General features: G+C 69.3%; 20 protein-coding genes, 1 tRNA gene and 2 pseudogenes. 12 read left to right on the top strand and 11 right to left on the bottom strand.

What is annotated here, in order from left to right; translation table 11 throughout:
• Nucleotides 1-85: 85 nt before the first annotated feature.
• From J7E96_RS20635 to J7E96_RS20600, 8 genes are read left to right on the top strand one after another with little or no spacing between them, the layout of a single operon-like run.
• Nucleotides 86-1,231: an inositol-3-phosphate synthase gene (locus tag J7E96_RS20635; RefSeq protein WP_215133141.1), complete on the top strand. Its 1,146-nt coding sequence runs from the start codon at nucleotides 86-88 to the stop codon at nucleotides 1,229-1,231.
• The gene (locus tag J7E96_RS20630) at nucleotides 1,228-2,271 is read left to right on the top strand and encodes an SCO3242 family prenyltransferase (RefSeq protein ID WP_215133140.1); all 1,044 of its coding nucleotides are present in this window, start codon (nucleotides 1,228-1,230) and stop codon (nucleotides 2,269-2,271) included. Before J7E96_RS20635 ends, J7E96_RS20630 begins: the two co-directional genes overlap by 4 nt.
• Entirely contained in the window at nucleotides 2,268-3,170 is a 903-nt protein-coding gene (locus J7E96_RS20625) for a sugar phosphate isomerase/epimerase (RefSeq protein ID WP_215133139.1), read from the top strand. Before J7E96_RS20630 ends, J7E96_RS20625 begins: the two co-directional genes overlap by 4 nt.
• A complete protein-coding gene (locus tag J7E96_RS20620; protein WP_215133138.1) occupies nucleotides 3,164-3,898 on the top strand; it encodes an EboA domain-containing protein in 735 nt (244 codons plus the stop codon). The genes J7E96_RS20625 and J7E96_RS20620 overlap by 7 nt, the downstream gene beginning before the upstream one ends.
• A 6-nt stretch (nucleotides 3,899-3,904) precedes the next feature.
• Entirely contained in the window at nucleotides 3,905-4,756 is an 852-nt protein-coding gene (locus J7E96_RS20615) for a TatD family hydrolase (RefSeq protein WP_215133137.1), read from the top strand.
• A gap of 17 nt (nucleotides 4,757-4,773) precedes the next feature.
• The gene (eboE, locus tag J7E96_RS20610) at nucleotides 4,774-5,952 is read left to right on the top strand and encodes a metabolite traffic protein EboE (RefSeq protein ID WP_215133136.1); all 1,179 of its coding nucleotides are present in this window, start codon (nucleotides 4,774-4,776) and stop codon (nucleotides 5,950-5,952) included.
• Nucleotides 5,949-7,352 carry a nucleotide pyrophosphatase/phosphodiesterase family protein gene (locus tag J7E96_RS20605; RefSeq protein ID WP_215133135.1) on the top strand — a complete coding sequence of 468 codons (1,404 nt, stop codon included), beginning with the start codon at nucleotides 5,949-5,951 and terminating at the stop codon, nucleotides 7,350-7,352. Before eboE ends, J7E96_RS20605 begins: the two co-directional genes overlap by 4 nt.
• 17 nt (nucleotides 7,353-7,369) lie before the next feature.
• Entirely contained in the window at nucleotides 7,370-8,413 is a 1,044-nt protein-coding gene (locus J7E96_RS20600) for a sugar phosphate isomerase/epimerase (RefSeq protein ID WP_215133134.1), read from the top strand.
• 12 nt (nucleotides 8,414-8,425) lie between these two features.
• Here the strand turns inward: J7E96_RS20600 and J7E96_RS20595 are convergent, their stop codons facing one another.
• The 4 genes from J7E96_RS20595 to J7E96_RS20580 form a co-directional block, all read right to left on the bottom strand.
• Complete coding sequence (locus tag J7E96_RS20595; RefSeq protein ID WP_215133133.1) at nucleotides 8,426-9,814, bottom strand: OFA family MFS transporter; 1,389 nt, start codon at nucleotides 9,812-9,814, stop codon at nucleotides 8,426-8,428.
• A gap of 118 nt (nucleotides 9,815-9,932) precedes the next feature.
• Nucleotides 9,933-12,083 carry an acetate--CoA ligase family protein gene (locus tag J7E96_RS20590; protein ID WP_215133132.1) on the bottom strand — a complete coding sequence of 717 codons (2,151 nt, stop codon included), beginning with the start codon at nucleotides 12,081-12,083 and terminating at the stop codon, nucleotides 9,933-9,935.
• Nucleotides 12,083-13,312 carry a formyl-CoA transferase gene (frc, locus tag J7E96_RS20585; RefSeq protein WP_215133131.1) on the bottom strand — a complete coding sequence of 410 codons (1,230 nt, stop codon included), beginning with the start codon at nucleotides 13,310-13,312 and terminating at the stop codon, nucleotides 12,083-12,085. Before frc ends, J7E96_RS20590 begins: the two co-directional genes overlap by 1 nt.
• Nucleotides 13,313-13,324: 12 nt before the next feature.
• Nucleotides 13,325-15,007 carry a thiamine pyrophosphate-binding protein gene (locus J7E96_RS20580; protein WP_215133130.1) on the bottom strand — a complete coding sequence of 561 codons (1,683 nt, stop codon included), beginning with the start codon at nucleotides 15,005-15,007 and terminating at the stop codon, nucleotides 13,325-13,327.
• A gap of 168 nt (nucleotides 15,008-15,175) precedes the next feature.
• Here J7E96_RS20580 and sucC point away from each other — a divergent pair, with 168 nt between their 5' ends.
• The 3 genes and pseudogenes from sucC (at nucleotide 15,176) to J7E96_RS20565 (ending at nucleotide 19,133) form a co-directional block, all read left to right on the top strand.
• Nucleotides 15,176-16,309 carry an ADP-forming succinate--CoA ligase subunit beta gene (gene sucC, locus J7E96_RS20575; protein ID WP_215133129.1) on the top strand — a complete coding sequence of 378 codons (1,134 nt, stop codon included), beginning with the start codon at nucleotides 15,176-15,178 and terminating at the stop codon, nucleotides 16,307-16,309.
• A 17-nt stretch (nucleotides 16,310-16,326) separates the two neighbouring features.
• Nucleotides 16,327-17,204: pseudogene (gene sucD, locus J7E96_RS20570) on the top strand (succinate--CoA ligase subunit alpha).
• Nucleotides 17,205-17,591: 387 nt separating this feature from the next.
• Nucleotides 17,592-19,133 (top strand): aldehyde dehydrogenase family protein, encoded by a 1,542-nt coding sequence (locus J7E96_RS20565; protein ID WP_215133128.1) that lies wholly within the window; start codon nucleotides 17,592-17,594, stop codon nucleotides 19,131-19,133.
• Here the strand turns inward: J7E96_RS20565 and J7E96_RS20560 are convergent.
• Entirely contained in the window at nucleotides 19,130-20,458 is a 1,329-nt protein-coding gene (locus J7E96_RS20560; RefSeq protein WP_215133127.1) for a DUF2254 domain-containing protein, read from the bottom strand. The two genes, J7E96_RS20565 and J7E96_RS20560, sit on opposite strands and share 4 nt — an antisense overlap.
• Nucleotides 20,459-20,639: 181 nt before the next feature.
• On the opposite strand from J7E96_RS20560, the gene J7E96_RS20555 reads away from it, so the two are divergent.
• A tRNA-Leu gene (locus J7E96_RS20555) sits at nucleotides 20,640-20,727 on the top strand.
• A 391-nt stretch (nucleotides 20,728-21,118) separates the two neighbouring features.
• On the opposite strand, the pseudogene J7E96_RS20545 reads toward J7E96_RS20555, so the two are convergent.
• From J7E96_RS20545 to J7E96_RS37545, 6 genes and pseudogenes are all read right to left on the bottom strand, one after another.
• Nucleotides 21,119-21,951, bottom strand: a pseudogene (locus tag J7E96_RS20545) (transposase); the annotation flags it as partial.
• A gap of 319 nt (nucleotides 21,952-22,270) precedes the next feature.
• Nucleotides 22,271-22,477 carry a DUF397 domain-containing protein gene (locus J7E96_RS20540; RefSeq protein WP_215133124.1) on the bottom strand — a complete coding sequence of 69 codons (207 nt, stop codon included), beginning with the start codon at nucleotides 22,475-22,477 and terminating at the stop codon, nucleotides 22,271-22,273.
• A 104-nt stretch (nucleotides 22,478-22,581) separates the two neighbouring features.
• A complete protein-coding gene (locus tag J7E96_RS20535) occupies nucleotides 22,582-22,806 on the bottom strand; it encodes a hypothetical protein (protein WP_308296055.1) in 225 nt (74 codons plus the stop codon).
• A 390-nt stretch (nucleotides 22,807-23,196) separates the two neighbouring features.
• A complete protein-coding gene (locus J7E96_RS20530; protein ID WP_215133123.1) occupies nucleotides 23,197-24,045 on the bottom strand; it encodes a helix-turn-helix transcriptional regulator in 849 nt (282 codons plus the stop codon).
• 27 nt (nucleotides 24,046-24,072) lie between these two features.
• Nucleotides 24,073-24,603 (bottom strand): DUF6879 family protein, encoded by a 531-nt coding sequence (locus J7E96_RS20525; RefSeq protein WP_215133122.1) that lies wholly within the window; start codon nucleotides 24,601-24,603, stop codon nucleotides 24,073-24,075.
• On the bottom strand, nucleotides 24,578-24,835 hold the full coding sequence (locus tag J7E96_RS37545; RefSeq protein WP_251070196.1) for a hypothetical protein: 258 nt from the start codon (nucleotides 24,833-24,835) through the stop codon (nucleotides 24,578-24,580). The genes J7E96_RS20525 and J7E96_RS37545 overlap by 26 nt, the downstream gene beginning before the upstream one ends.
• Nucleotides 24,836-24,999: the final 164 nt, after the last annotated feature.

Here is a 24,999-nt window from a genome sequence, read left to right as displayed (position 1 = left end):
GGCGGCGGGCGGGAGCACGCCGAGCCCCCGCCCGCCGTCTTGTGGACCTGTTCATATCTCGATCTCTCTGGCAGGGAGGCAGCCCGTGACGACCACGCCCCATTCCGAAGACGCAACGGCGACGCACACGGCACGGACCGGAGTGTGGTTCATCGGAGCGCGCGGCTCCGTCGCCACGACCGCCGTAGCCGGCTGTGCGGCCCTCAGCGCGGGCCTCCACGCGCCGGACGGCATGGTCACCGAGACCCCGCCGTTCGCCGGAAGCGGCCTGGCGCCGCTCTCCTCACTCGTCTTCGGCGGGCACGACACGGCGAGCTGCCCCCTGCCCAAGCGGGCCGAGGAGCTGGAGGCGGGCGGCGTCCTGCCGCACGGCCTGTCCTCGGCCGTACGAAGCGAACTGGCAGCGGCGGAACGGGAGATCAGGACCGGGGGGCCGCTGCCGGGCGACACACGCGCCGACGAGGAACTCATCGACGCCTTCGCCGCGCACCTGCTGGACTTCACGCGCCGGCAGCGCCTCGACCGGGTCGTGGTCGTCAACGTCGCCTCGACGGAACCGGCACCGGCGGACCCCCACTCCTTGCCGCCCAGCTCGCTCTACGCGGCGGCGGCGCTGCGGGTCGGCTGCCCGTACGTCAACTTCACCCCTTCCACCGGGCTGCGCGCGGCAGCCCTCCAGGACGCCGTCGCGGCCAGCGGCCTTCCCCACGCGGGACGCGACGGCAAGACGGGCCAGACGCTGCTCCGTTCCGTACTTGCCCCGATGTTCGTGCAGCGTGCCCTGTCCGTACGGGCATGGTCGGGTACGAACCTGCTCGGCGGCGGGGACGGGGCAGCGCTGGCCGACCCGGCCGCGGCGGCGGCGAAGAACGCGGGCAAGAACCGCGTGCTGACGGACACCCTTGGCGCGCTTCCCGAGGGCGACGTCCACATCGACGACGTACCGGCGCTCGGTGACTGGAAGACGGCCTGGGACCACATCGCCTTCGACGGCTTCCTGGGCTCGCGGATGACGCTCCAGACGACGTGGCAGGGCTGCGACTCGGCGCTCGCGGCGCCGCTGGTTCTCGACCTGGCCCGGCTGCTGGCGCGCGCCCACGAGGTGGGCATCTCGGGCCCGCTCCCGGAGCTCGGCTTCTACTTCAAGGACCCGGACGGTGGCCCGGCGGCGCTGGCGGAACAGTACGAGGCGCTGCTGGGCTTCGGGTCCCGCCTGCGGGAGGCCCGATGACGCCGCCCGCCCGCCTCGCCGCCTGGGCGGAACTCCTTCGCCTGTCCGCCCTGTTCACCGTCCCCGGTGATGCGGTGGCGGGCGCGGCGTCCATCGGCGTACGCCCCAACCGGGGCACTGCCCTGGTGGTCGGATCCTCGCTGTGCCTGTACGAGGCGGGCATGGCCCTGAACGACTGGGCGGACCGCGCGGAGGACGCGGTGGACCGCCCGCACCGCCCGATCCCGTCGGGCCGCATCACCCCCGGCGCGGCCCTGGCGGCGTCCGCCGCCCTGACGGCGGCGGGCCTGGCCCTGGCAGCCGGGGCTGGCCGCCGGGCCCTGGGGACGGCCACCGCCTTGGCCGCCACCATCTGGGCGTACGACCTGCACCTGAAACACACCCCGGCGGCCCCCGCCACGATGGCCACGGCCCGAGCCCTGGACCTGCTCCTGGGCGCGTCGGCGACGCGGGCGGGGGCGTGTCCTCATCCAGTCCGTCCGGCGTTTGAGGGCCGGGGTCTGGGGCGGAGCCCCTCACGCGGCGGAGCCGCACATGTCACCATCGGGAAGGGGCGGGCAGGGGAAAGGCTCCGCAGGACAGGACCCGCTCCCGCGAGGCCCGCGGCCGGCGACTCCGGCCTGCGGAACGCGCTGACCGCCGCAGCGATGCTCGGCGCGCACACCTACGCCGTCACAGCGGTATCGCGCCGCGAAACCCAAGGCGGATCGACGGCCGCGCCGCTCACCGCGCTCGCGGCGGCCGCCGTACTGGCCGCGTTGCTCGCCCGCAAACGCCCGCTGCCTGCGCCCACCCGCCACAAACTGGGCGCCACCCTCGCGGCCACCGCCTACTTCCGCACCGCCGCCAAACCCCTCCTCCATGCCGCACTCAACCCTTCCCCACCCCTCACCCAGCGCGCCGTCGGCGGCGGGATCCGGGCCATGATCCCGCTGCAGGCCGCGCTCGCCGCGCGCAGCGGCGCGGTCGGGGCCGGGGCGGCGCTCATGGGGCTCGTACCCATCGCCCGGAAGCTGTCGCGAAAGGTCAGCCCCACATGAACGCCGGTGCCACTCCCACCCGCACCCCCGTCCGCTTCGGCTACGGCACCAACGGCCTCACCGACCTCCGCCTCGACGACGCCCTCGCCCTCCTCGCCGACCTCGGTTACGACGGCGTCGGCCTCACCCTCGACCACATGCACCTCGACCCCCTCGCTCCCGAACTTCCCGCCCGCACTCGCCGAGTGGGCCGCAGGCTGTCCCGGCTCGGCCTCGCCGTGACCATCGAGACCGGCGCACGGTACGTCCTCGACCCGCGCCGCAAACACGGCCCGTCCCTCCTCGACCCGGATCCGCAAGGCCGCGCCGCCCGCGCCGAACTGCTCGTCACCGCTGTACGCGTCGCCGCAGACCTCGGCGCCCACGCCGTCCACTGCTTCAGCGGCGTCACCCCGCACGGCGTTTCGCCCGACACCGCCTGGCAGCGGCTGACCGAGTCACTCGCCCCCGTCATCGACGCCGCCGCCACTGCCGGCGTACCGCTCGCCGTCGAGCCCGAACCCGGCCACCTCCTCTCCACCGTCGCCGACTTCCACCACCTGCGTCGCACCCTCGGCGACCCCTCCTCCCTCGGCCTCACCCTCGACATCGGCCACTGCCAGTGCCTGGAATCGTCCTCGCCCGCCGATTGCGTACGCGAGGCCGCGCCCTGGCTGCGGCATGTCCAGATCGAGGACATGCGCCGCGGCGTACACGAGCACCTGCCGTTCGGCGACGGCGAGATCGACTTCCCGCCCGTACTGGAAGCCCTCGCGGCCACCGGCTACCAGGGCCTGACAGTCGTCGAACTGCCCCGCCACTCGCACGCCGGCCCCGACCTGGCCGAACGCTCCCTCGACTTCCTGCGCAAGGCGCTGCCCACCGAACCGGCCCTCCCGGCAGGAGGTGGACGATGCTGACCGAACTGACGAACGGTGTCCCGCCTTCCGCCCTCCAGGCCGCACTCGAAGCACAACTGACCGGAGCGGGCCGCGCGTGGCTGCACCAGGCCCTTGCCCAGGCGGAAGCCGAAGCCACGTCACCCCCCGAGGCCGTGTCCGGTACACAACTGCCCACCTGGGAAATGCGCTTCGCAGAAGCCGGCCGCCACTGCCGACCGGCCCAACGCACCCCGTCCACCCCGTCCACCCCGTCCACCCCGGCCGCCCAGGACCTGGCCGACGCCGCCCGCGTCCTCCTCCTGCACGCCGTGCGAGCCGACCACGCCACCATCACCCGCCTCTACACGCACGGCACCGCCGCCGAACGTCGCGCGGTTCTGCTCGCCCTGCCGCACCTGAGTGCCACGGCCGGATCTGCCGGTTCAGCCCTCCCGCTCGTCGAAGACGCCCTGCGCACCAACGACACCCGCCTCGTCGCCGCCGCAGTAGGCCCGTACGCCGCCAAGCACCTCGACCAGCACGCCTGGCGGCACGCCGTCCTCAAGTGCCTGTTCACCGGCGTACCGGTCGACGCCGTCGACGGCCTGGCCCCGCGCGCCCGATCCGACAGCGAACTCGCCCGGATGCTCCGCGACTACGCCGCCGAACGCACCGCCGCGGGCCGCCCCGTCCCGGACGATCTCCACCGCGTCCTCACCCTCACGGCCCGCCCGTACCTCACGGCCGCCCCCACAGAGGAGACCTGAGCTCTGATGCGCATCTTCGACCCCCACATCCACATGACCTCCCGCACCACCGACGACTACCAGGCGATGTACGCCGCCGGGGTCCGCGCCGTAGTCGAGCCCTCCTTCTGGCTGGGCCAGCCCCGCACCTCGCCCGCCAGCTTCTACGACTACTTCGACGCGCTCCTCGGCTGGGAGCCCTTCCGCGCCTCCCAGTACGGCATCGCCCATCACTGCACGCTCGCCCTCAATCCCAAAGAGGCGAACGACCCCCGCTGTACCCCCGTTCTTGACGCGCTTCCCCGCTACCTCGTCAAGGATTCGGTCGTCGCCGTCGGCGAGATCGGCTACGACTCCATGACCCCCGCCGAGGACACCGCCCTCGCCGCCCAGCTCCAGCTCGCCGCCGACCACGGGCTGCCCGCCCTCGTCCACACCCCGCACCGCGACAAGCTCGCCGGTCTCCACCGCACCGTCGATGTCATCCGCGAATCGGACCTCCCCCCGGACCGCGTCCTGCTCGACCACCTCAATGAGACAACCGTAAAGGCTGCCACTGACAGTGGCTGCTGGCTCGGCTTCTCCATCTACCCCGACACCAAGATGGACGAGGACCGCATGGTCGCCGTCATCAAGGAGTTCGGGACAGAGAAAGTGCTGGTCAACTCCGCCGCCGATTGGGGTAAGAGCGATCCGCTCAAGACCCGCAAAGTCGGTGACGCCCTGCTCGCCGCAGGCTTCTCCGAGGACGACGTAGATCAGGTCCTGTGGCGAAACCCCGTCGCCTTCTACGGCCTCAGCGGCCGCCTCCAGCTCGACGTGTCCGACGCTCCGGAACCCGTCCACGAGGGCAACTCCATCCTCCGCGGCGGGGAATGAGGGGGAGGAGAGCCATCATGCGCTTCCGCCACCCCGACGGTTCCACCGTCCACCTCGCGTACTGCACCAACGTCCACCCCGCCGAGACCCTCGACGGAGTACTCGCCCAGCTCCGGGACCATTGCGAGCCCGTACGCAGACGCCTCGGCCGGGACCGCCTCGGCATCGGCCTGTGGCTCGCGAAGGACGCCGCGCACGCGCTGATCACCGACCCGGCCGCCCTGCGCGGCCTGCGCGGCGAGCTGGACCGGCGCGGCCTCGAAGTCGTCACCCTCAACGGCTTCCCGTACGAAGGCTTCGGCGCCGAAGAGGTCAAGTACCGCGTCTACCGGCCCGACTGGACCGAGCCCGCGCGTCTCGACCACACCACCGACCTCGCCCACCTCCTCGCCGCCCTGCTCCCCGACGACATTACCGAAGGCACCATCTCCACCCTCCCCATCGCCTGGCGCACCCCCTTCGACACGGCCCGCGCCGCCGCCGCCCGCACAGCGCTCACCACTCTCGCCGAACGCCTCGACGCGCTGGAGGAGCTCACCGGCAAGTCCATCCGCATCGGCCTCGAACCCGAGCCGGGCTGCACCATCGAGACGACCGCCGACGCCATCGGCCCCCTCACCGACCTGGCCGCCCAGGCCGCCGCGCGCATCGGCATCTGCGTCGACACCTGCCACCTCGCCACCTCCTTCGAGGACCCGGCGACCGCCTTGAGCGCACTGACCACGGCCGGCGTCACCGTCCCCAAGGCGCAGCTCTCCGCCGCTCTGCACGCCGAACACCCCCACCTGCCCGAAGTACGCGAAGTACTCGCCGCCTTCGCCGAACCCCGCTTCCTCCACCAGACCCGTACCAGCACCAGCGCAGGCCTGCGCGGCACCGACGACCTCGCCGAGGCCGTCACCGGCACGGTGCTTCCCGACGGCGCCCCTTGGCGCGCCCACTTCCACGTCCCCCTCCACGCCCCGCCCGCCCCGCCGCTCGCCTCGACCCTTCCCGTACTCCAGGACGCGCTCGCCCGCCTCGTCGGCGGCCCGGCCCCGCTCACCCGCCACCTCGAAGTCGAGACGTACACCTGGCAGGCACTCCCGCCCGAGCTGCGCCCCCGCAACCGCACCCAGCTCGCCCACGGGATCGCCGCCGAACTCACTCTCGCCCGCGACCTCCTGGTCGACCTCGGCCTCAAGGAGCTGCCGTGAAGACAGAGACAGAGACCTCGCCCACCCCCCTCCTCGTCCTGGACGTCGTCGGCCTCACCCCCCAGCTGCTCACCCACATGCCGAACCTCAAGCGGCTCGCGCAAGCTGGTTCCCAGGCTCCCCTCGGTACCGTCCTGCCCGCCGTCACCTGCGCCGCCCAGTCGACGTTCCTCACCGGCACCACCCCCGCCGAGCACGGCATCGTCGGCAACGGCTGGTACTTCCGCGAGCTCGGTGAAGTCCTCCTCTGGCGCCAGCACAACGGCCTCGTCTCCGGCGACAAGATCTGGGACGCCGCCCGCCGCGCCCACCCCGGCTACACCGTCGCCAACATCTGCTGGTGGTACGCGATGGGCGCCGACACCGACTTCACCGTCACCCCCCGTCCCGTCTACTACGCCGACGGCCGCAAGGAACCCGACTGCTACACCCGGCCCCCGTCGCTCCACGACGAACTCACCGAGAAATTCGGTACGTTCCCCCTCTTCCACTTCTGGGGTCCGGGCGCTGACATCGTCTCCTCCCAGTGGATCATCGACGCCACCCGCCACATCCTCCACACCCGCCACCCCGACCTGGCCCTGTGCTACCTCCCGCATCTCGACTACGACCTCCAGCGCTACGGCCCCGACGACCCCCGCGCGCATCAGGCCGCAGCAGAGCTCGACGCCGCCGTCGCGCCGCTGCTCGCCGACGCGAGGGCCGAGGGCCGTACCGTCGTCGCGCTCTCCGAGTACGGCATCACCCGCGTCTCGCGCGCCGTCGACATCAACCGGGCCCTGCGCCGCGCCGGCCTCGTCGAGGTCCACACCCAGGACGGCATGGAGTACCTCGACCCCATGACCTCACGGGCGTTCGCCGTGGCCGACCACCAGCTCGCGCACGTCTACGTACGACAGCCCGAGAACCCCGAGAACATGGCAGCGACCCGTGCGGCCCTCGCGGATGTCCCCGGAATCGCCGAACTCCTCGACGACGAGGGCAAGAAAAACCACGGCCTCGACCACCCCCGCTCCGGCGAACTGGTCGCCGTGGCCGAACCCGACGCGTGGTTCACGTACTACTACTGGCTCGACGACGCGAAGGCCCCCGACTTCGCCCAGCTCGTCGAGATCCACCGCAAGCCCGGCTACGACCCCGTCGAGCTCTTCATGGACCCCCTCGACCCGTACGTACGCCTCAAGGCTGCCAAGGCCCTCGCCCGCAAGAAGCTCGGCATGCGCTACCGCATGGCGGTCGTGCCCCTCGACACCGCACCTATTCGCGGCAGCCACGGCCGCCTCCCGGAGCGCGACGAAGAAGGTCCGCTCATCCTGTGCTCCACCCCCCACGCCGTCACCGGCCGCGTAGCGGCCACCGATGTGAAAGCCCTGCTCCTTCATCTTGCCGGACTGCACTGACAAAGGGAGTTCTCCCCATGAGCCGCAAGACCACCACCAGTACGACCACCGACCCCGAGCTCACCCATAAGCTCTCCAGACGAGGCATGCTCGGCGTAGCCGCCGGGGCCACCGCGGCCGCCCTCCTCGGCGCCACGGCGCCCACCGCCGCCGCCCAGACGGCGACAGGCCACGGCCGCCCCGTCCTGCCCCCCGGCCGCCTCGGCATCCAGCTCTACTCGCTCCGCGACAAGGTCTCCACCCTCGGTTTCGCCAAGGTCTTCGCCGAGCTGGAGCGCTTCGGTTACGACGAGGTCGAGTACGCCGGGTACACCCAGGGCTCAGCGGGCCCCATCACCCTCGCCCAGCTCCGCCGCCTCACCCGCGACCACGGCCTGCGCGGCATAGGCAGCCACGTCGGCTACTACTCCGACGGCAACCCCAACGCGTACACCTTCGCCCAGAACCTCACGAAGGTCCTCGACGACGCCCAGGCCCTCGGCCTCAAGCACATCGGCACCGCGTCCGGCCCCTGGCGCTACGGCGCGACCGTCGACGGCTGGAAGCGAGCGGCCCAGGACTTCAACACGTACGGCGCGGCGGCCAAGGCGCGCGGCATGAAGTTCTACCAGCACAACCACGCCGAGGAGTTCTCCTTCGCGACCGACAAGCCGGGCGTCCGCCTCTACGACGTACTCCTCGCCGAGACCGACCCCGACCTGGTCTATCTGGAGATGGACATCTACTGGGCGTACGCCGCCCAATTCCGCTTCGGCAAGCGTGCCGACGGCACACCCGCCCCCTTCGATCCCCTCGATTACGTACTGAAGCAGCCCGACCGCTACCCGCTCTTCCACGTCAAGGACGGCGAACACGACGCATCCGCCCGCGACGGCTACCGGATGGTGGACGTCGGGGACGGAGACATCGACTATCAGCGCTTCATATCGGCTGTCTCGAAGACCCGCGGCGGGCGCCGTGACCACCACTGGCAGGCGGAACACGACAACCCGGTCGAGTCGTTCGCCTTCGCCCGCAAGTCGAGCGCGCACCTGCACTCACTGCGCGAGAAGGACTGCTGACAGCAGCAGCGGTCAGACCGCGTCGCGGCTGATCGGCTGCGGGTTCGGCTTGATGTGCCGGGCCCGCGGCCGCCCCGGCGGGTGCAGGAAGATCGCGATGAAGCCGGCGAACAGGGAGATCGACCCGGCCAGTACGAAGGCTCCGCCGTACCCCCACGCGCCCACCACCACGGCGCCCATGCCGGACCCGAGCAGCCCGGACACCAGCTTGGAGCTGTAGACGAGCCCGTAGTTGGAGGCGTTGTTGTTCTCCCCGAAGTAGTCCGCGGTCATCGCCGCGAACATCGGGAAGATCGCGCCGCCGCCGAATCCGGAGATGCTGGAGAAGAGCAGGAACAGCGGCAGGTTGCCGATGTTCCCGGAGAAGAGAATTCCGTACTGGGAAAGGCCCAGCACGATGCACACGAAGATCAGGCACTGTTTGCGGCCGTACCGGTCGGAGAGCCAGCCGATCACCCCGCGCCCGGTCCCGTTCACGATCGCCTTCAGGGACATCGCCGTGGCCACGATGCCGCCCGCGAACCCGGCCTCGTCACCGAACGGCACCTGGAAGGCGATGCCGAATATGTTCACACCCGACGTACACAGCAGGCAGAACCACATCAGGCCCACGCGTCCCGTCTGCCACGCCTCCCTCGGTGTGTACTGCTTCACGGCCGGCGGGTTCTTCTCCATCGCGCGCCGCGCCCGCGGGTCGTCCGGCTTGCGCAGCGGGTCGATCTCAGCGGGCCACCAGTTCTTCGGCGGGTCCTGGAAGAAGTACCCCGCGAAGGCCACCACACCGGCGAGGAAGACACCGACGGCGACCAGCACCCACCGGAAGTTCGTCAGGTCCGTGTAGCCGGTGAAGATGAACACGAACGGCACGGAGCCGTACGCGAAACCGCCGTTCACGAAGCCGGTCTTGCCGCCCTTGCGCTCCGGATACCACTTGCCGACCATGTTCACGCAGGTCGCGTAGACCATGCCGGCGCCCATCCCGCTGAACATGCCGAAGCCGACGTACGCCACGATCACATGCGGCGCGAAGGCCAGCGAAAGATAGCCGAGCAGAGTGCCCACCGCACCCAGCATCATCGCCCAGCGGGCCGGCAGCTTCCCGCTCTCCCGCAGCTTTCCGGCCGGGAAGGCCACCGCCGCCTGGAAGAACACCCACACGCCCAGCATCCAGAAGATGTGCTGGCTGCCCCACCCGTGCGCGGTGTGCAGGGTCTCCTCTGCGGACGCGAACGCGTACTCCGCCGAGCTGATCCCCATCATTCCCACCCACGGCAGGATGACCATCCACTTGCGCGGCCGGCCCATGATGTCCACATCGGTCTCGCCCAGCCGGTACATCCGGCCGTTTGCGTCCGTCACCTCCCTGTACGGGACGGACGATGAGATGTCTGTTGTCGCCATGTCGATCGAACCCCTTGCGTCGAAGAAGCCTGGGCAGCGCCCCCTGTCCGTTCTTCGTGCCGGGGCCGCGCGGCGAGCGGACGCCGCGGGGCCCCGGTGGTCCGAGCCGCCGCTCAGCTCATCGACCGCCCCCCAACAGCCCGGCGGCTCGCGCCCACCGGTACTTCGCGCCGAGCACCTCCACCGGCCTCTCCGTCGTGTACGGATACGCGACGACACCCCGCTCGTAGAGGTACGCGCAGGCCTCCTCCACCTCCACGTCACCGGCCAGCGACGCCACCACCGGCTTCTCGATGCCGCGCGCCCTGAACTCCTCCACCACCCGCGCCGTCAGCTCCGCGAAGACCATCGGCGGCGTGACGATCGTGTGCCAGTAGCCGAGCACCAGCGCGTGAATCCGCGGGTCCTCCATCCCCAGCCGGATGGTCGCCTCGTACGTCGAAGGAGGCTCGCCACCCGTGATGTCGATCGGGTTGCCGGCCGCCCCGAAGGGAGGAATGAACGCCTTGAACGCCGCATCCAGATCATCCGGGATCTCCATCAGCGAAAGCCCGTTGTCGACAATCGCGTCCGACAGCAGCACACCGGACCCGCCCGCCCCCGTGATGATCACGACGTTGTCGCCCTGCGGCGTCGGCAGCACCGGCAGGGCCCGCGCGTACTCCAGCATCTCGTTCAGGCCGGGCGCCCTGATCACCCCCGCCTGCCGCAGGATGTCCTCGTACACCGCGTCGTCACCCGCGAGCGCCCCCGTGTGCGAACCGGCGGCCTTCGCGCCCGCGCTCGTACGCCCCGCCTTCAGCACCACGATCGGCTTCTTCCGTACGGTCGCCCGCGCCGCATCGACGAAGGCCCGCCCGTCCTTCAGGTCCTCCAAGTGCATGGCGATGCACGTGGTGTTGGGATCCTCACCGAACCAGGTCAGCAGGTCGTCCTCGTCGAGGTCCGACTTGTTGCCGAGCCCGACGATCGCCGAGACACCCGTCTTGGTCGTACGCGCGAACCCGAGGATCGCCATCCCGATGCCCCCGGACTGGGAGGTCAGCGCCACCCCGCCCTTGACGTCGTACGGCGTGCAGAACGTCGCGCAGAGGTCCTGCCACGTCGAGTAGTAGCCGTAGATGTTCGGCCCGAGCAGACGTACGCCGTACCGCTCCGCGATGGCCACGATCTCCGCCTGGAGCGCGTGTTCGCCGGTCTCGGCGAAGCCGGACGGGATGAGCACGGCATTGGGAATCCCCTTGCGCCCCACCTCCTCCAGCGCCGCCGCAACGAACTTGGCGGGGATCGCGAAGACCGCCACATCCACCTCACCCGGAACGTCCGTCACACTCTTGTACGCCTTGCGGCCCAAGATGTCATCGGCCCGGGGATTCACCGGATGGATCTCGCCGGGAAAACCGCCGTCGATGAGGTTGCGCATCACCGAATTGCCGATTTTGCCCTGCTCGTTGGAGGCGCCGACGACGGCGACCGACCTCGGCTGCATCAGCCGCCGCATCGAGGTGAGGATCTCGTCGCGGCTGTACTTGCGCCGGGGCGGGGGCGCCGGACCGCCGAGCAGAATGCGTACGTCGGCCGCCATCACCCCGCCGGCCGTCGCGAACACGGGGTTGAGGTCGACCTCCGCGATCTCGGGGAAGTCGGCGGCCAGCTCCGAGACCCGCACGATGAGCCCGGCGAGTGCCGAACGGTCCACGGACGCCGCGCCCCGCACGCCGCGCAGGACCTCGGCGGCCCGGATCGAGTCGAGCATGGAGAGCGCGTCGTCCTCGGAGGCGGGCGCGAGCCGGAAGGTGATGTCCTTCAGCACCTCCACCAGCACCCCGCCAAGCCCGAACGCCACGATCTTCCCGAAGGTCGGATCGGTGACGGCCCCGACGATGACCTCCTGCCCCGCCGGCACCATCTGCTGGACCTGGACCCCCTGGATGCGCGCCTTCGGATCGTACGCACGGGCATTGGCCACGATCTCCGTGTACGCCGCCCGCACCTCGCCCGCCGACTTCAGCCCGATCAGCACCCCGCCCGCGTCCGTCTTGTGCACGATCTCGGGCGAGACGATCTTGAGCGCGACCGGGAAGCCAATCCGGTCGGCGAAGGCGACGGCCTCGTCCACGGTCTCGGCCAGCGCCTCCGCCGGCACCGGGATGCCGTACGCGTCGGCGATGAGCTTCGCCTCGGGGGCGGTGAGCGCGCTGCGGCCGTCGCGGCTCGCCGCGTCCAGCACGGCCCGTACCGCAGCGACGTCATGGGTCAGGGCGGCCATCAGATCACTCCGTTCGTCTTGAGCAGCCGCAGCTCCTCGTCGCCGAGGCCGAGCTCGCCGACGTACACCTCCGCGTTGTGCTCACCGAGCAGCGGCGAGGTGACCACGTCGAAGGGCGAGTCGGACAGCTTGATGGGGTTGCCGACGGTGGTGAAGCGGCCGCGCTCGGGGTGCTCGACCTCCACGACCATCTCGTTCGCTGCGAGCGACGCGTCCTCGAAGATCTCCTTCGTCGAAAGGATGGGCCCGCAGGGGATGTTGTGGGCGTTCAGCTGCTCCAGCACGTTCCACTTGGGGAGGGTCGAGGACCACTCCTCGATCAGCTGGAACATCTTGCCGAGCTTGGGCAGCCGGTCCGCCGGAGTCGCCCACTCGGGATCGTCGGCCAGCTCCGGCCGGCCGATCAGCTCGGCCAGCGGCCGCCAGCCGACGGGCTGGACGATGACGTACACGTAGTCGTTGGGCCCGCCGGGCGCGCACTTGACCGCCCAGCCGGGCTGCCCGCCGCCGCTCGCGTTGCCGCTGCGCGGCACCTCGTCACCGAAATCGTCGTTCGGATACTCGGCGAGCGGACCGTGCGCGAGGCGTTGCTGGTCGCGCAGCTTCACGCGGCACAGGTTGAGCACGGCGTGCTGCATGGCGACGTTGACGCGCTGGCCGCGCCCGGTGTTCTCGCGCTGGAAGAGCGCGGCGAGGATCCCGGCGACGGCGTGGATCCCGGTCCCGGAGTCACCGATCTGGGCGCCGGTGGCGAGCGGCGGTCCGCCCTCGAAGCCGGTGGTGGCCATGGACCCGCCCATGGCCTGGGCGACGACTTCGTACGCCTTGAAGTTGGTGTACGGGCCCTCCCCGAAGCCCTTGATCGAGGCGTAGACGATCCGCGGGTTGATCTCCTGGATGCGCTCCCAGGTGAAGCCCATGCGGTCGACGGCGCCGGGGCCGAAGTTCTCGACCATCACGTCGGAGCGGCGGATGAGCTCGGTCAGGATCTCCTTCCCGCGCTCGGTCTTCGTGTTGAGGGTGATGCTCCGCTTGTTGCAGTTGAGCATCGTGAAGTAGAGGGAGTCGACGTCCGGCAGGTCGCGCAGCTGCCCCCGCGTGATGTCGCCGGTCGGTGCCTCCAGCTTCACCACGTCCGCGCCGAGCCAGCCGAGGAGCTGGGTGGCGGAGGGGCCGGACTGTACGTGGGTCATGTCGAGGACGCGCACGCCCTCAAGGGCCTTGGTCATGGGAGGCCTCCACTACTTGTACATGGTCTGGTTCATGGTTCCGGGGGCGTACACGTCCGGGTCGAGCCACACATTGACCAGCGACGGCAGCCCCGACTCGCGGGCGCGGCGCAGGGCGGGCGCGATGTCGGCGGGGTCGCGGACCTCTTCGCCGTAACCGCCCAGCATTTGCGCGAACTTGTCGTAGTGGACGTCGCCGAGGGTGTTGCCGACCCGCTCGCGCTCGTCGCCGTACTTGGCCTTCTGGCCGTAACGGATCTGGTTCATCGACGAGTTGTTGCCGACGATCCCGACGAAGGGGAGGTTGTAGCGGACCAGCGTCTCGAAGTCCCAGCCGGTGAGGGAGAACGCGCCGTCCCCGAAGAGCGCCACGACCTCCTTGTCGGGACGCGCCTGCTTTGCCGCGAGGACGAAGGGGACGCCGACGCCGAGCGTGCCGAGCGGGCCCGGGTCCATCCAGTGGCCGGGGGTCCTGGGCTGGACGACCTGCCCGGAGAAGGTGACGATGTCGCCGCCGTCGCCGATGTAGACGGAGCCCTCGGTCAGGAAGTCGTTGATCTCGCTCACCAGCCGGTACGGGTGGATGGGCGACGCGTCCGACTTCAGCTGCGGCAGGCGCTTTTCGATGGCCGTCTGCTCAGCGGTACGCAGCTCCTCCAGCCATGCCTTTCGCATGACGGAGCCGCCGTTGAGCCGGCCGGACGCGGCTTGGGTGGCGGACCGCAGTATCAGTGAGGCGTCACCCACGATTCCCAGGTCGATGTCCCTGTTCTTGCCGACGGTCCGGTAGTCCAGGTCGATCTGCACGACGGTCGCGTTCGGCGAGAGCCGCTTTCCGTATCCCATCCGGAAGTCGAAGGGCGTACCGACGATGATGATGAGGTCGGCGTTGGCGAACGCGTAGCGCCGCGAGAGCTGGAAGTGGTGCGGGTCGCCGGGCGGCAGCGTTCCGCGCCCCGCGCCGTTCATGTACGCGGGCACGTTCAGCGTCCGTACGAGCTCGGTTGCCGCGTCCGTCGCGCGGGTCGTCCACACCTGGCTGCCGAGCAGGATCGCCGGCTTCTCGGCGTGTACGAGCAGATCGGCCAGCTTCTCGATCGCGTCCGGGTCACCGGCGGCGCGCGTGGAGGCCCGGTACTGCCCTGCCATCGGCACCCGCGCCTTGTCTACGGGCACCTTGGCGTCGAGGACGTCGCGCGGAATCTCCAGGAACGAAGGACCGGGGGCGCCGTGGTAGCACTCGCGGAACGCCATGGACACCATGTCGGCGGCCCGTGCGGTGTCCGGCACGGTCGCGGCGAACTTGGTGATCGGCGCCATCATGTCGACGTGCGGCAGGTCCTGGAGGGACCCCATCTTGTGCTGGGTGAGCGCGCCCTGGCCGCCGATCAGCAGCATGGGCGACTCCGCGCGGAAGGCGTTGGCGACACCGGTGACGGCGTCGGTCGTGCCGGGCCCGGCCGTCACGACGGCGCAGCCCGGCTTTCCGGTGATGCGGGAGTAGCCGTCGGCGGCGTGGGCGGCGACCTGCTCGTGGCGTACGTCGACGACGTCGATGCCCTCGTCGACGCAGCCGTCGTAGATGTCGATGATGTGGCCGCCGCAGAGGGTGTAGATGCGGTCGACCCCTTCTGCTTTGAGCGCCTTGGCGACCAAATGCCCACCGGAGATGAGTTCCTGGCTGTCGTCGGGCATGGCGAAGTCCGTTCCCTTCGTAGGGGTGCTGGAGCCGTACTGGAGCGGTGACGCGGTAAATTGTATACAGTCGACGAATACTGTATGAAGCTTGTTATCCCGCATCCGGTGGGTGGTGTCCAGGGGGCGTGCGGCACTTTCCGACTGACTGAGGATCGAGGAGCCGGTATGGACCTGTACGAGCACCAGGCAAGGGAACTCTTCGCGCGGTACGGCGTATTGGTGCCGGACGCCGAGGTGGCGGACACGCCGCGTGAGGCACGTGACGCGGCGGAGCGCCTGGGCGGCCGCGTCGTCGTCAAGGCGCAGGTGAAGACCGGGGGCCGCGGTAAAGCGGGCGGGGTGAAGCTCGCGGTCGACCCGGCGGCGGCCGAACTGACCGCCCGCCAGATCCTCGGCATGGACATCAAGGGCCACACGGTCCGCAAGGTCATGCTGGCGCAACCGGTCGGCATCGAAACGGAGTTCTACGTCTCGTACGTCCTCGACCGCACCGCCGGCCGCTTCCTGGCCATCGCGTCGGCCGAGGGCGGCATGGACATCGAGGAGGTGGCGGCGACCCGCCCCAGGGCGGTGGCCCGCATCCCCGTGGACCCGGACGAGGGCGTCACCGCCTCCAAGGCCGCCAAAATCGCCGCGGCGGCGGGGCTCCCGCCAGAGGTGGCGCCCGTACTCCAGCAGCTGTGGCAGGTCCTGACCCAGGAGGACGCCCTGCTGGTGGAGGTCAACCCGCTCGTACGGTGCACAGACGGCCGGATCCTCGCCCTGGACGGCAAGGTCACGGTCGACGACAACGCCCGCTTCCGCCAGGCGCGCTGGGGGGCGTATGCGTCAGACCAGCAGACGGACCCGCTGGAAGCCGCGGCGACGGCCAAGGGCCTCAACTACGTCAAGCTCGACGGCGAGGTCGGCATCATCGGCAACGGCGCGGGCCTCGTCATGTCCACCCTCGACGTGGTCGCGGGCTGCGGCGCCCGCCCCGCCAACTTCCTCGACATCGGGGGAGGGGCGTCCGCCCGGGTCATGGCCGACGGCCTTTCCGTCATCCTCTCCGACCCGGCCGTGAAGTCCGTCCTCGTCAACGTCTTCGGCGGCATCACGGCCTGCGACTCGGTGGCCGACGGCATAGTGCAGGCCCTGGAGTCGGTCCGGCTGACCCGCCCCCTGGTCGTACGCCTGGACGGCAACGCCGCCGCCCGGGGCCGCGCCATCCTCGACGACCGCGCCCACCCCCTCGTCCACCAGGCCACCACGATGGACAGCGCCGCCCGCCGAGCCGCTCAACTAGCCCTCACTGTCTGAACCGAGGAGAGACCGACATGGCCATCTACCTGACCAAGGAGAGCAAGGTCCTCGTCCAGGGCATGACCGGAGCCGAGGGCATGAAGCACACCCGCCGCATGCTCGCCGCGGGCACCGATGTCGTGGGCGGCGTCAACCCGCGCAAGGCGGGCCGGGTGGTCGACTTCGACGACCGTACGGTGCCGGTCTTCGGCACGGTGTCCGAAGCGATGGCCGCCACGGCCGCCGACGTCACGATCGTCGTCGTCCCGCCGCCGTTCGCCAAGGCCGCCGTGACGGAGGCGGCAGACGCGGGCATCGGCCTAGCGGTGGTCATCACGGAAGGCATCCCGGTCCACGACGCGGTCGCCTTTCACGCGTACGCGAAAGCGCGAGGCACCCGCATCATCGGCCCCAACTGCCCGGCCTGATCAGCCCCGGCCAGTCGAACGCGGGCATCATCCCGTCCGACATCGCCACCGAGCCGGGCCGCATAGGACTGGTCTCCAAATCCGGCACGCTCACCTACCAGCTCATGTACGAACTGCGCGAGACGGGCTTCACCACGGCGGTAGGTATCGGCGGCGACCCGGTGATAGGCACCACCCACATCGACTGCCTGGCGGCCTTCGAGGAAGACCCCGACACCGAACTCATCATCCTGATAGGCGAGATCGGCGGCGACGCGGAGGAGCGGGCGGCGGCGTACATCTCGTCCCACATCACCAAACCCGTCGTCGGCTACATCGCGGGCTTCACCGCCCCCGAAGGCAAGACGATGGGCCACGCGGGAGCGATCGTCTCGGGCTCGTCGGGCACGGCGGAGGCGAAGAAGCTGGCCCTGGAGGCGGCAGGCGTACGAGTCGGCTCGACCCCCTCCGAGACGGCGAGGCTCGTGCTGTCCCAACTGGCGTGACGTCGCGCACAGTTGAGCCGCCGGTGATACCCAGGGCGGGCTGACGTCACTACGGTCCAAGCAGGAACGCCCTGAGGGCGTGGCGGCCGCTGCGCGGGGCTTTCCCCTCCCCGCCCCTTCCCGAACTGGGGCAAGCCCCAGGCCCCGGACGCCCTGCGGGCGTGTCCTCAAACGCCGGACGGGCTGGAATTGCCGGGCGGGGCTGGATTTGCCGCGCAGCGGCAATTCTCAGCCCGTCCGGCGTTTGAGGACCGGGGTCGGGGGCAGCGCCCCCGTTCGGGAAGGGGCGGGTAGGGGAAAAGCTCCACCGGACACGCCCTGGCGCAGGGACGGCCACGCCACTCGACCCATCGCACCCCCGCCCCCTTTCACGAGCGGAGAGAACAGATGGCACCCACCCTCACCCTCAAGCCCGGAACAGCATGGTCCGAAGCCTGGCAGCGCTGCCAGGCAGTCGCACCGGAGGCCTTCCAGGACGACCGCGTACTCAACCACTGGGCCTCCGCCTGGAAGCCCGACGGCCGCACCCTGGCAGCCACCTCACCCATCGACGGCAGCCCCATCGCGGGCCCGCCGCGCCTGGACGCCCCCACCGCCGACCAGGCCGTACGCGCCTCACTCGACCAGCACCGCGCCTGGCGCCACGTCCCCCTGCCGGAACGCCGCGCCCGCGTGGCGGCCACGCTCGACGCCCTCACCGAACACCGCGAACTCCTCGCCCTCCTCCTCGTCTGGGAGATAGGCAAGCCGTGGCGCCTCGCCCAGGCCGACGTCGACCGCGCGATCGACGGCGTGCGCTGGTACGTCGACGGCATCGAGCCCATGCTCGCCCACCGCACCCCGCTCTCCGGCCCGGTCTCGAACATCGCCAGCTGGAACTATCCGATGTCCGTCCTGGTCCACGCCATGCTGGTGCAGGCCCTCGCCGGCAACGCGGTCATCGCCAAGACCCCGACCGACGGCGGCGTGGCCTGCCTCACCCTGGCCTCGGCCCTGGCAGCCCGCGAAGGCATCCCCGTCACCCTCCTCAGCGGCAGCGGCAGCGAACTCTCCGCGTCCCTGGTCCGCTCCCCGGAGATCGGCTGCGTCTCGTTCGTCGGAGGCCGCGACACGGGCGCCCGTATCGCCACCGCCGTGGCCGACCTCGGCAAGCGCCACATCCTCGAACAGGAGGGCCTGAACACCTGGGGCATCTGGAACTACTCGGACTGGCCCACCCTGACCTCCCTCATCCCCAAGCTCTTCGACTACGGCAAGCAGCGCTGCACCGCCTACCCCCGCTTCGTCGTCCAGCGGACGCTGTTCGACGAGTTCCTGGCGGCGTACCTGCCCGCCGTACGCTCCATCCGCACCGGCCACCCCCTGGCCGTCGAGAACCCCGAAGACCCGCTCCCCACCCTGGACTTCGGCCCGCTCATCAACGCGGCCAAGGCGAAGGAACTGGCCGACCAGGTGACCGAGGCCATAGACCGGGGCGCGGTCCCGCTCCACCGGGGCTCCCTCACCGACGCCCGCTTCCTGCCCGGCCAGGACACCAGCGCCTACCTGCCGCCCGTCACCCTCCTGAACCCGCCGCCATCGTCCCCCCTCCACCACGCGGAGCCCTTCGGTCCGGTGGACACGATCGTCCTCGTAGACACGGAGGCGGAACTCCTCGCCGCGATGAACGCCTCCAACGGAGCCCTGGTGGCGACGCTTTCCACCGATGACCCCTCGACGTATGAACGGCTGGCACCCCAGATCCGTTCCTTCAAGGTCGGCCACGGAAAGCCCCGTTCCCGAGGCGACCGCGACGAACTCTTCGGCGGCTTCGGCGCATCCTGGCGAGGCGCGTTCGTAGGCGGAGAACTCCTGATCCGCTCAGTGACCGAGGGCGCGCAGGACGAACGCCTCCCAGGCAACTTCCCGGACTACCACCTGATGCCCTAGCCGATGCCCTGGTGATCGGGAAGCAGGGCGAACGCCCGCTCGGCCGCCTCCGGCACCGTACGCTCCACGGCCTGAACGAGGAGCGTACGGTGCCGCACCAGCGGTCCTCTCCTGCTCTCCGGCGCCAGCAGCAACAGATCGTCGATCCCGGCGAGCAGCCGCCGCGACACCTGCGGACTGCCGACCGCGTACCCCCTGATCTCGGCGAACCCGAGATCCACCAGATCACCCCACTCCGGTACGTCCTGCACCAGCCGCACCACACCGCGGCGGTCCCGGTGATGGACGGCCCCGAGCGGCATCTCCACCACAGCGGCGAGAAACTGCACGATCCGGTCCAGACACTGCACGGCGGTCGTCGGGTCATTGACGGCAGGCGACAGCGCCCGCAACCCAATGTCGGACAACTGCCGCAGCCCGAACCCGAGATCCTGATGCGAGGTGCGTTCCACCCCGACGGACACGGTGTACTGAAGCGCCCGCCGCGACGGCGCGCCTTCACCGTGCACAGCCAGCACCGGCGTCCCGGGCACGACAAAGTCCCCGATCCGGGGAATGAGCCGCAGCACGACACCCTCCCGCCTGGCGGCCCGCACCAGCCGCGCGACATTCACATCCCGCAGCACACCGGCCCGCCCCTGATGCGCGATCCTCCGACTCTCAGGCACGAGCGGCTCCGAACCGGACTCCCCACCCGGCTGCCTGCCCAGCACCCGGAAAGACTCACGCGCAATACGGTCGACGACGGGCCCCACCTGCATCAGCCGCAGCGTGGAAGACACATAAGCGATGAACAACAACAAACTCAGCACGACCATGGTCATCACCAGGACGCTCTGCACGAGCGGTACCGTTGTCACCAGCCGCGGATCGGACTTGCTGTCGTACTGGGTCAGCACCAGCAGCGAGAACAGAAACGTCGCCAGAAACACCGTGAGCGTGAGCTTGGTGATCCGGCTCCGGACGAAGATCCGCACAACCCGGGGCGTGAAGCCCCCGCTCGCCATCTGGACCGCCACCAGCGAGATGCTGAAGACCACACCGATGAAGGTCATCATCGCTGAGCTGATCGTGGTGACGATCGTCTTGGCGTCCTCGACGATCCCGATCAGATCGCTGACCTCGTCGTACGCCTCCTCGCCCTGGAGATACTCAACGATCTCCGCATCGAGCGCCGAGGCCGCCCACCACACGGCGAACACACAGACCAGCCCCAGCGTGGGCGCGAACCAGAACGTATCCCGCAGATGCTCCCGCAACGGTGACAGCGCACGCGGCCGCCGAGACCCACGCCCGCGCCGGCCGAATCCGTATCCGAAACTCATCCCGCGAACGCTACGCGTACACAGATGGCAACACTCTGTGCGCGCCACCGAACGACGTCGGCCGGGTCGCGCCGATCAAGGCCGCCGCAAGCCACTGACCACGGGATACGCAGGTGAAACGCGCCCCCAACCCCTGGTATTGTTTTCCATGTCGCCGCGGGAAACCGGGGCCGACCACCTAGTCCGGGTGGCGGAATGGCAGACGCGCTAGCTTGAGGTGCTAGTGCCCTTTATCGGGCGTGGGGGTTCAAGTCCCCCCTCGGACACCAGCTGGGACCCCACTGCGCGTGGGGTTTTTTGCTTTTCTCGGCTTGGCGTGACCCATCACGTGACCAACAGCCCAGCGAATCGCCTGATCAGACCAGGAACGACAGGCCGAGTCGGCCGGCACCGGAGGCGGCGAGCTTCCGCGCTCAGTTCTTACGTGAGTGCCCGTGCCGGGCATAGTGCAGCCCGGCGATCGAAGAAGTTCCCACTGACCTGCTTCTGGTTGGAGATCTTCTTGACCGGTCCGACCAGCTCCATGTTGTGATCGCGCTGGGCGTGGTGGATCTGTTCGGCGTCGACGTATCCGGCGTCCACCAGGTGTTCGTCCGGCAGTAGTCCCCGCTCCGCCATGGCGGTATGAATGTTCTCCAGGACGACAACGTCGTTGACCGGGGCCGGGGTGGTGTGGACGTGGGTGATCAGGTGCGGGGCGTCCGGCTCGCAGGTCTCGCTGAGATGGACCTTGTAGCCGGACCAGCCCAGATCCCGCTTCGATCCGGTCCTGGCCTCGGGTTCATGCGGGGTGCGTAAGCGGATCAGGCCAGGCGGAAGGTTCTTCGGCTCACGCCAGCGCACGACATCATCGACTTGGTGGAACTGCTGCACCCACGTCCGGCGCAGGAACTCCACCGCAGGCAGAACCCGCAATCCGGGCGGCGCCGAGACCGACCAGAGGGCCTCCAGCAGCACCGTTCCGTCGGCGCCGCACTGGTCTCCGTGTTCGACACGGGCAGCCCACCGAGACGGGAAACGGCTGTCCTCCGGCCGGGCGGAATAGCGGTCGAACCACGGCAAGCTGGTTCAGCGCCGCCCGCAGAGTCTCGACCACGAACTCCAGCCGGTTCAGATCCCTCGTCGCGGCCAGCACGTGCGTGGCCGTCGACCAGCCGAGACCGGAACTCGCTGAGCACCGAGAAGTCGAAACCGGTATCGGTCAGCTCCAACGAGAGGGCGTACTTCCAGTCCAGTCGCGAGCGGACCGCGTGCGCGGCCTGCCGGTCGGTCAGCCCCTCCGCGAACTGCAACACCGACACCAGCGCCAGCCTGGCCGGCGACACCGCTGGTCGCCCTCGCACCGGGAACAACTCCTCGAAGTCGGCATCGGTGAAGTGCGGCCCGAGCACGTCCCGCACCCGCATTGCCAGACACCCCTTCGGGAACACCGCACGCGCCACCCGCACGGTTTCCCCCGGGATCTCCGCCAGTTCCACCCCACGCAACGACACGAACCCACCCCTGAACACGACGACGGCCTGCACAACCCCAACGGGGTCGTACAGGCCGTCGTCACGCAGGCCCCCGGATTAACCAACAGCGTCCGTTGTCCGGCAGGGGCGTTCGTTGGCTAGATCAGCGGTTCAGCTCCCGGTACTCCTCCAACAGCCGCAGTGCGGGGGCGAAGGTGCCCCGGCCTACACCTGGACAACGTCGTTCAGTTGGCAGTGCCCACACGTCCCAACACGACAGGCAGCGCATCACCCCTGAGTGCTCCGGGTCTCTCTCCGCGCTGCCACCACACCGGGGGCACTGCTGCATGACGACTCCCTACGCCGTGACGTCGAACTCCCCCACCTTGGCACCAGGAAGGAACTCCGCCCACTCCACGGCGGTGAACTCAACCGTCTGGCCGGTCACGGAGTTGCGGACTGCCACCTTGCCGGGGACGTTGGTCGCGACCTCGACACAGCGCGGGTCGTTGTTGTTGTACTGGCACGCGCTGGACGTGCGGAACTCGAACTCGGGAACGGTCATGCGTGGTACCTCTCTCAAATGGGAGTGGTGCACTGCACCTTACTGACCCGCCCCGGCGGGCACTCTGGCCGTCCTAGGGCCGTGATCCACCGGGGCGGGGGTCTCTACTCGGCGCGCACCACCATCGCGAACGACGTACGGATGCGCCGAAAGGCAGCGTGGCCAGACCGGCCGGTGTGGGTCATGCACTCCACATCGACAGCCGCCGAGTCATCGGCAGGCGTCGCCTTCCACTTGCAGTGAAGGCACTCGGCCCCAAAGCTCACGTCCGTATCCGGGTGCTCCGTGATCCGGTGCACCACGTACCGCATGGCCGCCTTGATGCTCACAGTCCGCCCCTACGACTCCGCCTGTTGGCTTCGGCCACCCTGGGACTCAGGTCTTCCGTCGCGGACTTCGCCGGGGGCACATAGTCCGGGCAACGGGGGCTTCCGCACTGGCACTTAGGCCACTTCAGGCCGTCGCCAGGGACAACGTCCGCCCCCTCCGGTCTCGGGCCGGACTTGCGCACCATGAGCACGCCGCCGACTCCCAGAGCCCCGGAGAGACGGGAGAGAAACTGTCGGGCCTCGCTGCTGCCCATGTGATCAGTCGCTCGAGTGTCGTGCGTCCTGCCTTCGCCCACCATGGCCCGCCCTCTCCGGTGACTCCGCTATGTCAAGGACAGTAGAGAGAGGGAAAGTTGCCAGTCCATGTTCTTGCATGAGCTTGCACACAGATTACCGGAGCGAGCTAATCGCCTCTGTGATGAGGACGCGGGCATCCGAGCCGTACACGGCCATTTCTGCGAGCTGGGAGAACGCCTTGGCATAGATGTTGATCTCACTCGGAGCCGACACGTTCACAGCCGCCGTCAGGAGTTCGACGCTCGCGCGGTGGTCGTCGAACAGGTAGAACGCCTCCAGGGGCCACACACGTCGCTCAGCGGCGAACGGGATGATGCCGAGGCTCACGTTCGGAAGCGCCATCACCGCGAGCAGGTAGCCAAGCTGGCCGGCCATCGTGTCGGCGTCACCGATGCGGTAGCGAAGCACCGCTTCTTCCATGAGCAACGCGAACCGGTGGCCGCCTTCGTGGAGGACATGTGAACGCTCCACGCGTGAGGCTGCGGCTTCGGACGAGTCATCGGGGGTGCCTTGGAAGGTGGCGATTGTGGAGAGCAGAGCAGCCGCGTACGTCTCGGTCTGGAGCATGCCGGGCACGACGTTTGAGCAGTACACGCGAAAGTGCCGCGTGCCCTCGTACAGGGGAACAACTTCCTCCTGTGCCCGGCGCATTCCGTGCCGGTGGAGCTTCTTCCAGTGGACGTACATTTGGTCGGCTTGGCGGTTCGCTGCGACGAGATCGGCGGTTTGGTCTTCCGCACCGCACGCTTTGCACCATGCACGGATGTCGGCATCAGACGCGGGCGTCTTCGCCCGCTCGATGCGTGACGACTTCGCGGGACTCCAGCCACACCGAAGCGCCAGCTCGTGTCCGGTCAGCTCCGCATCTCTGCGTAGCTCCCCGAGGCGAGCGGCAAGGACTTCGCGGGCGGCCTGAGCACTGGACGAGGGGGACGCGGACATGAGTTGGCTCTTCAGTGTTTCGCTAGGTCAGACGGGGTACTTCTCGTGCGGGATGCCCCGCTCCCACACCGCCTCGAATGCGGCTGATGTCAGCCTGGCTACGGCCGGTTCAGTGCGAACCTCCCAGCCCGGTTCGGACCAGTTTCCATCACCCGAGAAGTGGTTGAAAAGCACGGTCTCACCGTCGAACACCCAGCAGTCATTACCGGGCAGGGCGATGTCCGACGCCTGCCGCCTGGGCAACCAGCGGACTTGTTCCCCAGCCTGGAGGTTGACCACGGTGCCAGCGTGCTCGTACCGGATGTAGTCGGTGACCGGTTCGGAGACGACGCGGGCACGACGAACCGCAACGCCTCTGGCCACCGTGCTCCGAATCAAATCGACCCAAGGCGTCCAGTACTCGGAGGCGGGGTCCACGTCGCGTTGCCCCGTGCGCTTCCAGTTCTCGAAGTCCTCGGCCTCATCGCCCACCCCGTACGAGTCGCGCATCTCCAGATGCACGGCTGAGTACTTGGCTGCCGCCAGCAGTTCGTTAAAGCCCGGCTCGTTCTGCGACATCACACGCCTCCCTGAGCATCGGCACCATGCGGGCCGGAATCCGAATGACGGCTTCGTGCGCCGGAATGCCCGGCGCGTGTCCGGGAGCCTCGAACGCTGCGCACTCTGCCTCTAGCTTCTCGTCTGGCTTCCAACCCTGGAGCACGAGTTCCCTCTTCTCTTCGTCCACCCAAACGGTGGGGGAACCCTGTTGCCCGGTGTCTGGATCAATCCCGATGAACCGTAGTGCCATGACTGCCTCCGGTGTCGAGTGGCTTACGCCAACTTGCACGAGCTTCCCTGCGGCGGGTCCAGATCGTCAAGGGTGTACTGGCGCACTGACGGGCTCCCGGTGATGTGGCAGCAGGGTTGGCCACGTGACCAACGCACGACCAACGTGACTGTTTTGGATGGTCG

It is taken from the genome of Streptomyces sp. ISL-96 (assembly GCF_018614035.1).
GTDB lineage: Bacteria > Actinomycetota > Actinomycetes > Streptomycetales > Streptomycetaceae > Streptomyces.
The sequence above is the reverse complement of the archived record's forward strand: the minus strand, read 5'-3'. Positions and strand labels throughout refer to the sequence as shown.

What these genes read in the sequence shown, in the direction of transcription:
- J7E96_RS37545 (WP_251070196.1), bottom strand. Translation starts at nt 24,835, where the DNA reads ATGGCACTACGGTTCATCGGGATTGATCCAGACACCGGGCAACAGGGT.
- J7E96_RS20595 (WP_215133133.1), bottom strand. Translation starts at nt 9,814, where the DNA reads ATGGCGACAACAGACATCTCATCGTCCGTCCCGTACAGGGAGGTGACG.
- J7E96_RS20525 (WP_215133122.1), bottom strand. Translation starts at nt 24,603, where the DNA reads ATGTCGCAGAACGAGCCGGGCTTTAACGAACTGCTGGCGGCAGCCAAG.
- J7E96_RS20560 (WP_215133127.1), bottom strand. Translation starts at nt 20,458, where the DNA reads ATGAGTTTCGGATACGGATTCGGCCGGCGCGGGCGTGGGTCTCGGCGG.
- J7E96_RS20620 (WP_215133138.1), top strand. Translation starts at nt 3,164, where the DNA reads ATGCTGACCGAACTGACGAACGGTGTCCCGCCTTCCGCCCTCCAGGCC.
- eboE (WP_215133136.1), top strand. Translation starts at nt 4,774, where the DNA reads ATGCGCTTCCGCCACCCCGACGGTTCCACCGTCCACCTCGCGTACTGC.
- J7E96_RS20565 (WP_215133128.1), top strand. Translation starts at nt 17,592, where the DNA reads ATGGCACCCACCCTCACCCTCAAGCCCGGAACAGCATGGTCCGAAGCC.
- J7E96_RS20600 (WP_215133134.1), top strand. Translation starts at nt 7,370, where the DNA reads ATGAGCCGCAAGACCACCACCAGTACGACCACCGACCCCGAGCTCACC.
- J7E96_RS20630 (WP_215133140.1), top strand. Translation starts at nt 1,228, where the DNA reads ATGACGCCGCCCGCCCGCCTCGCCGCCTGGGCGGAACTCCTTCGCCTG.
- J7E96_RS20590 (WP_215133132.1), bottom strand. Translation starts at nt 12,083, where the DNA reads ATGGCCGCCCTGACCCATGACGTCGCTGCGGTACGGGCCGTGCTGGAC.
- J7E96_RS20530 (WP_215133123.1), bottom strand. Translation starts at nt 24,045, where the DNA reads ATGTCCGCGTCCCCCTCGTCCAGTGCTCAGGCCGCCCGCGAAGTCCTT.
- sucC (WP_215133129.1), top strand. Translation starts at nt 15,176, where the DNA reads ATGGACCTGTACGAGCACCAGGCAAGGGAACTCTTCGCGCGGTACGGC.
- J7E96_RS20615 (WP_215133137.1), top strand. Translation starts at nt 3,905, where the DNA reads ATGCGCATCTTCGACCCCCACATCCACATGACCTCCCGCACCACCGAC.
- frc (WP_215133131.1), bottom strand. Translation starts at nt 13,312, where the DNA reads ATGACCAAGGCCCTTGAGGGCGTGCGCGTCCTCGACATGACCCACGTA.
- J7E96_RS20580 (WP_215133130.1), bottom strand. Translation starts at nt 15,007, where the DNA reads ATGCCCGACGACAGCCAGGAACTCATCTCCGGTGGGCATTTGGTCGCC.
- J7E96_RS20625 (WP_215133139.1), top strand. Translation starts at nt 2,268, where the DNA reads ATGAACGCCGGTGCCACTCCCACCCGCACCCCCGTCCGCTTCGGCTAC.
- J7E96_RS20540 (WP_215133124.1), bottom strand. Translation starts at nt 22,477, where the DNA reads ATGACCGTTCCCGAGTTCGAGTTCCGCACGTCCAGCGCGTGCCAGTAC.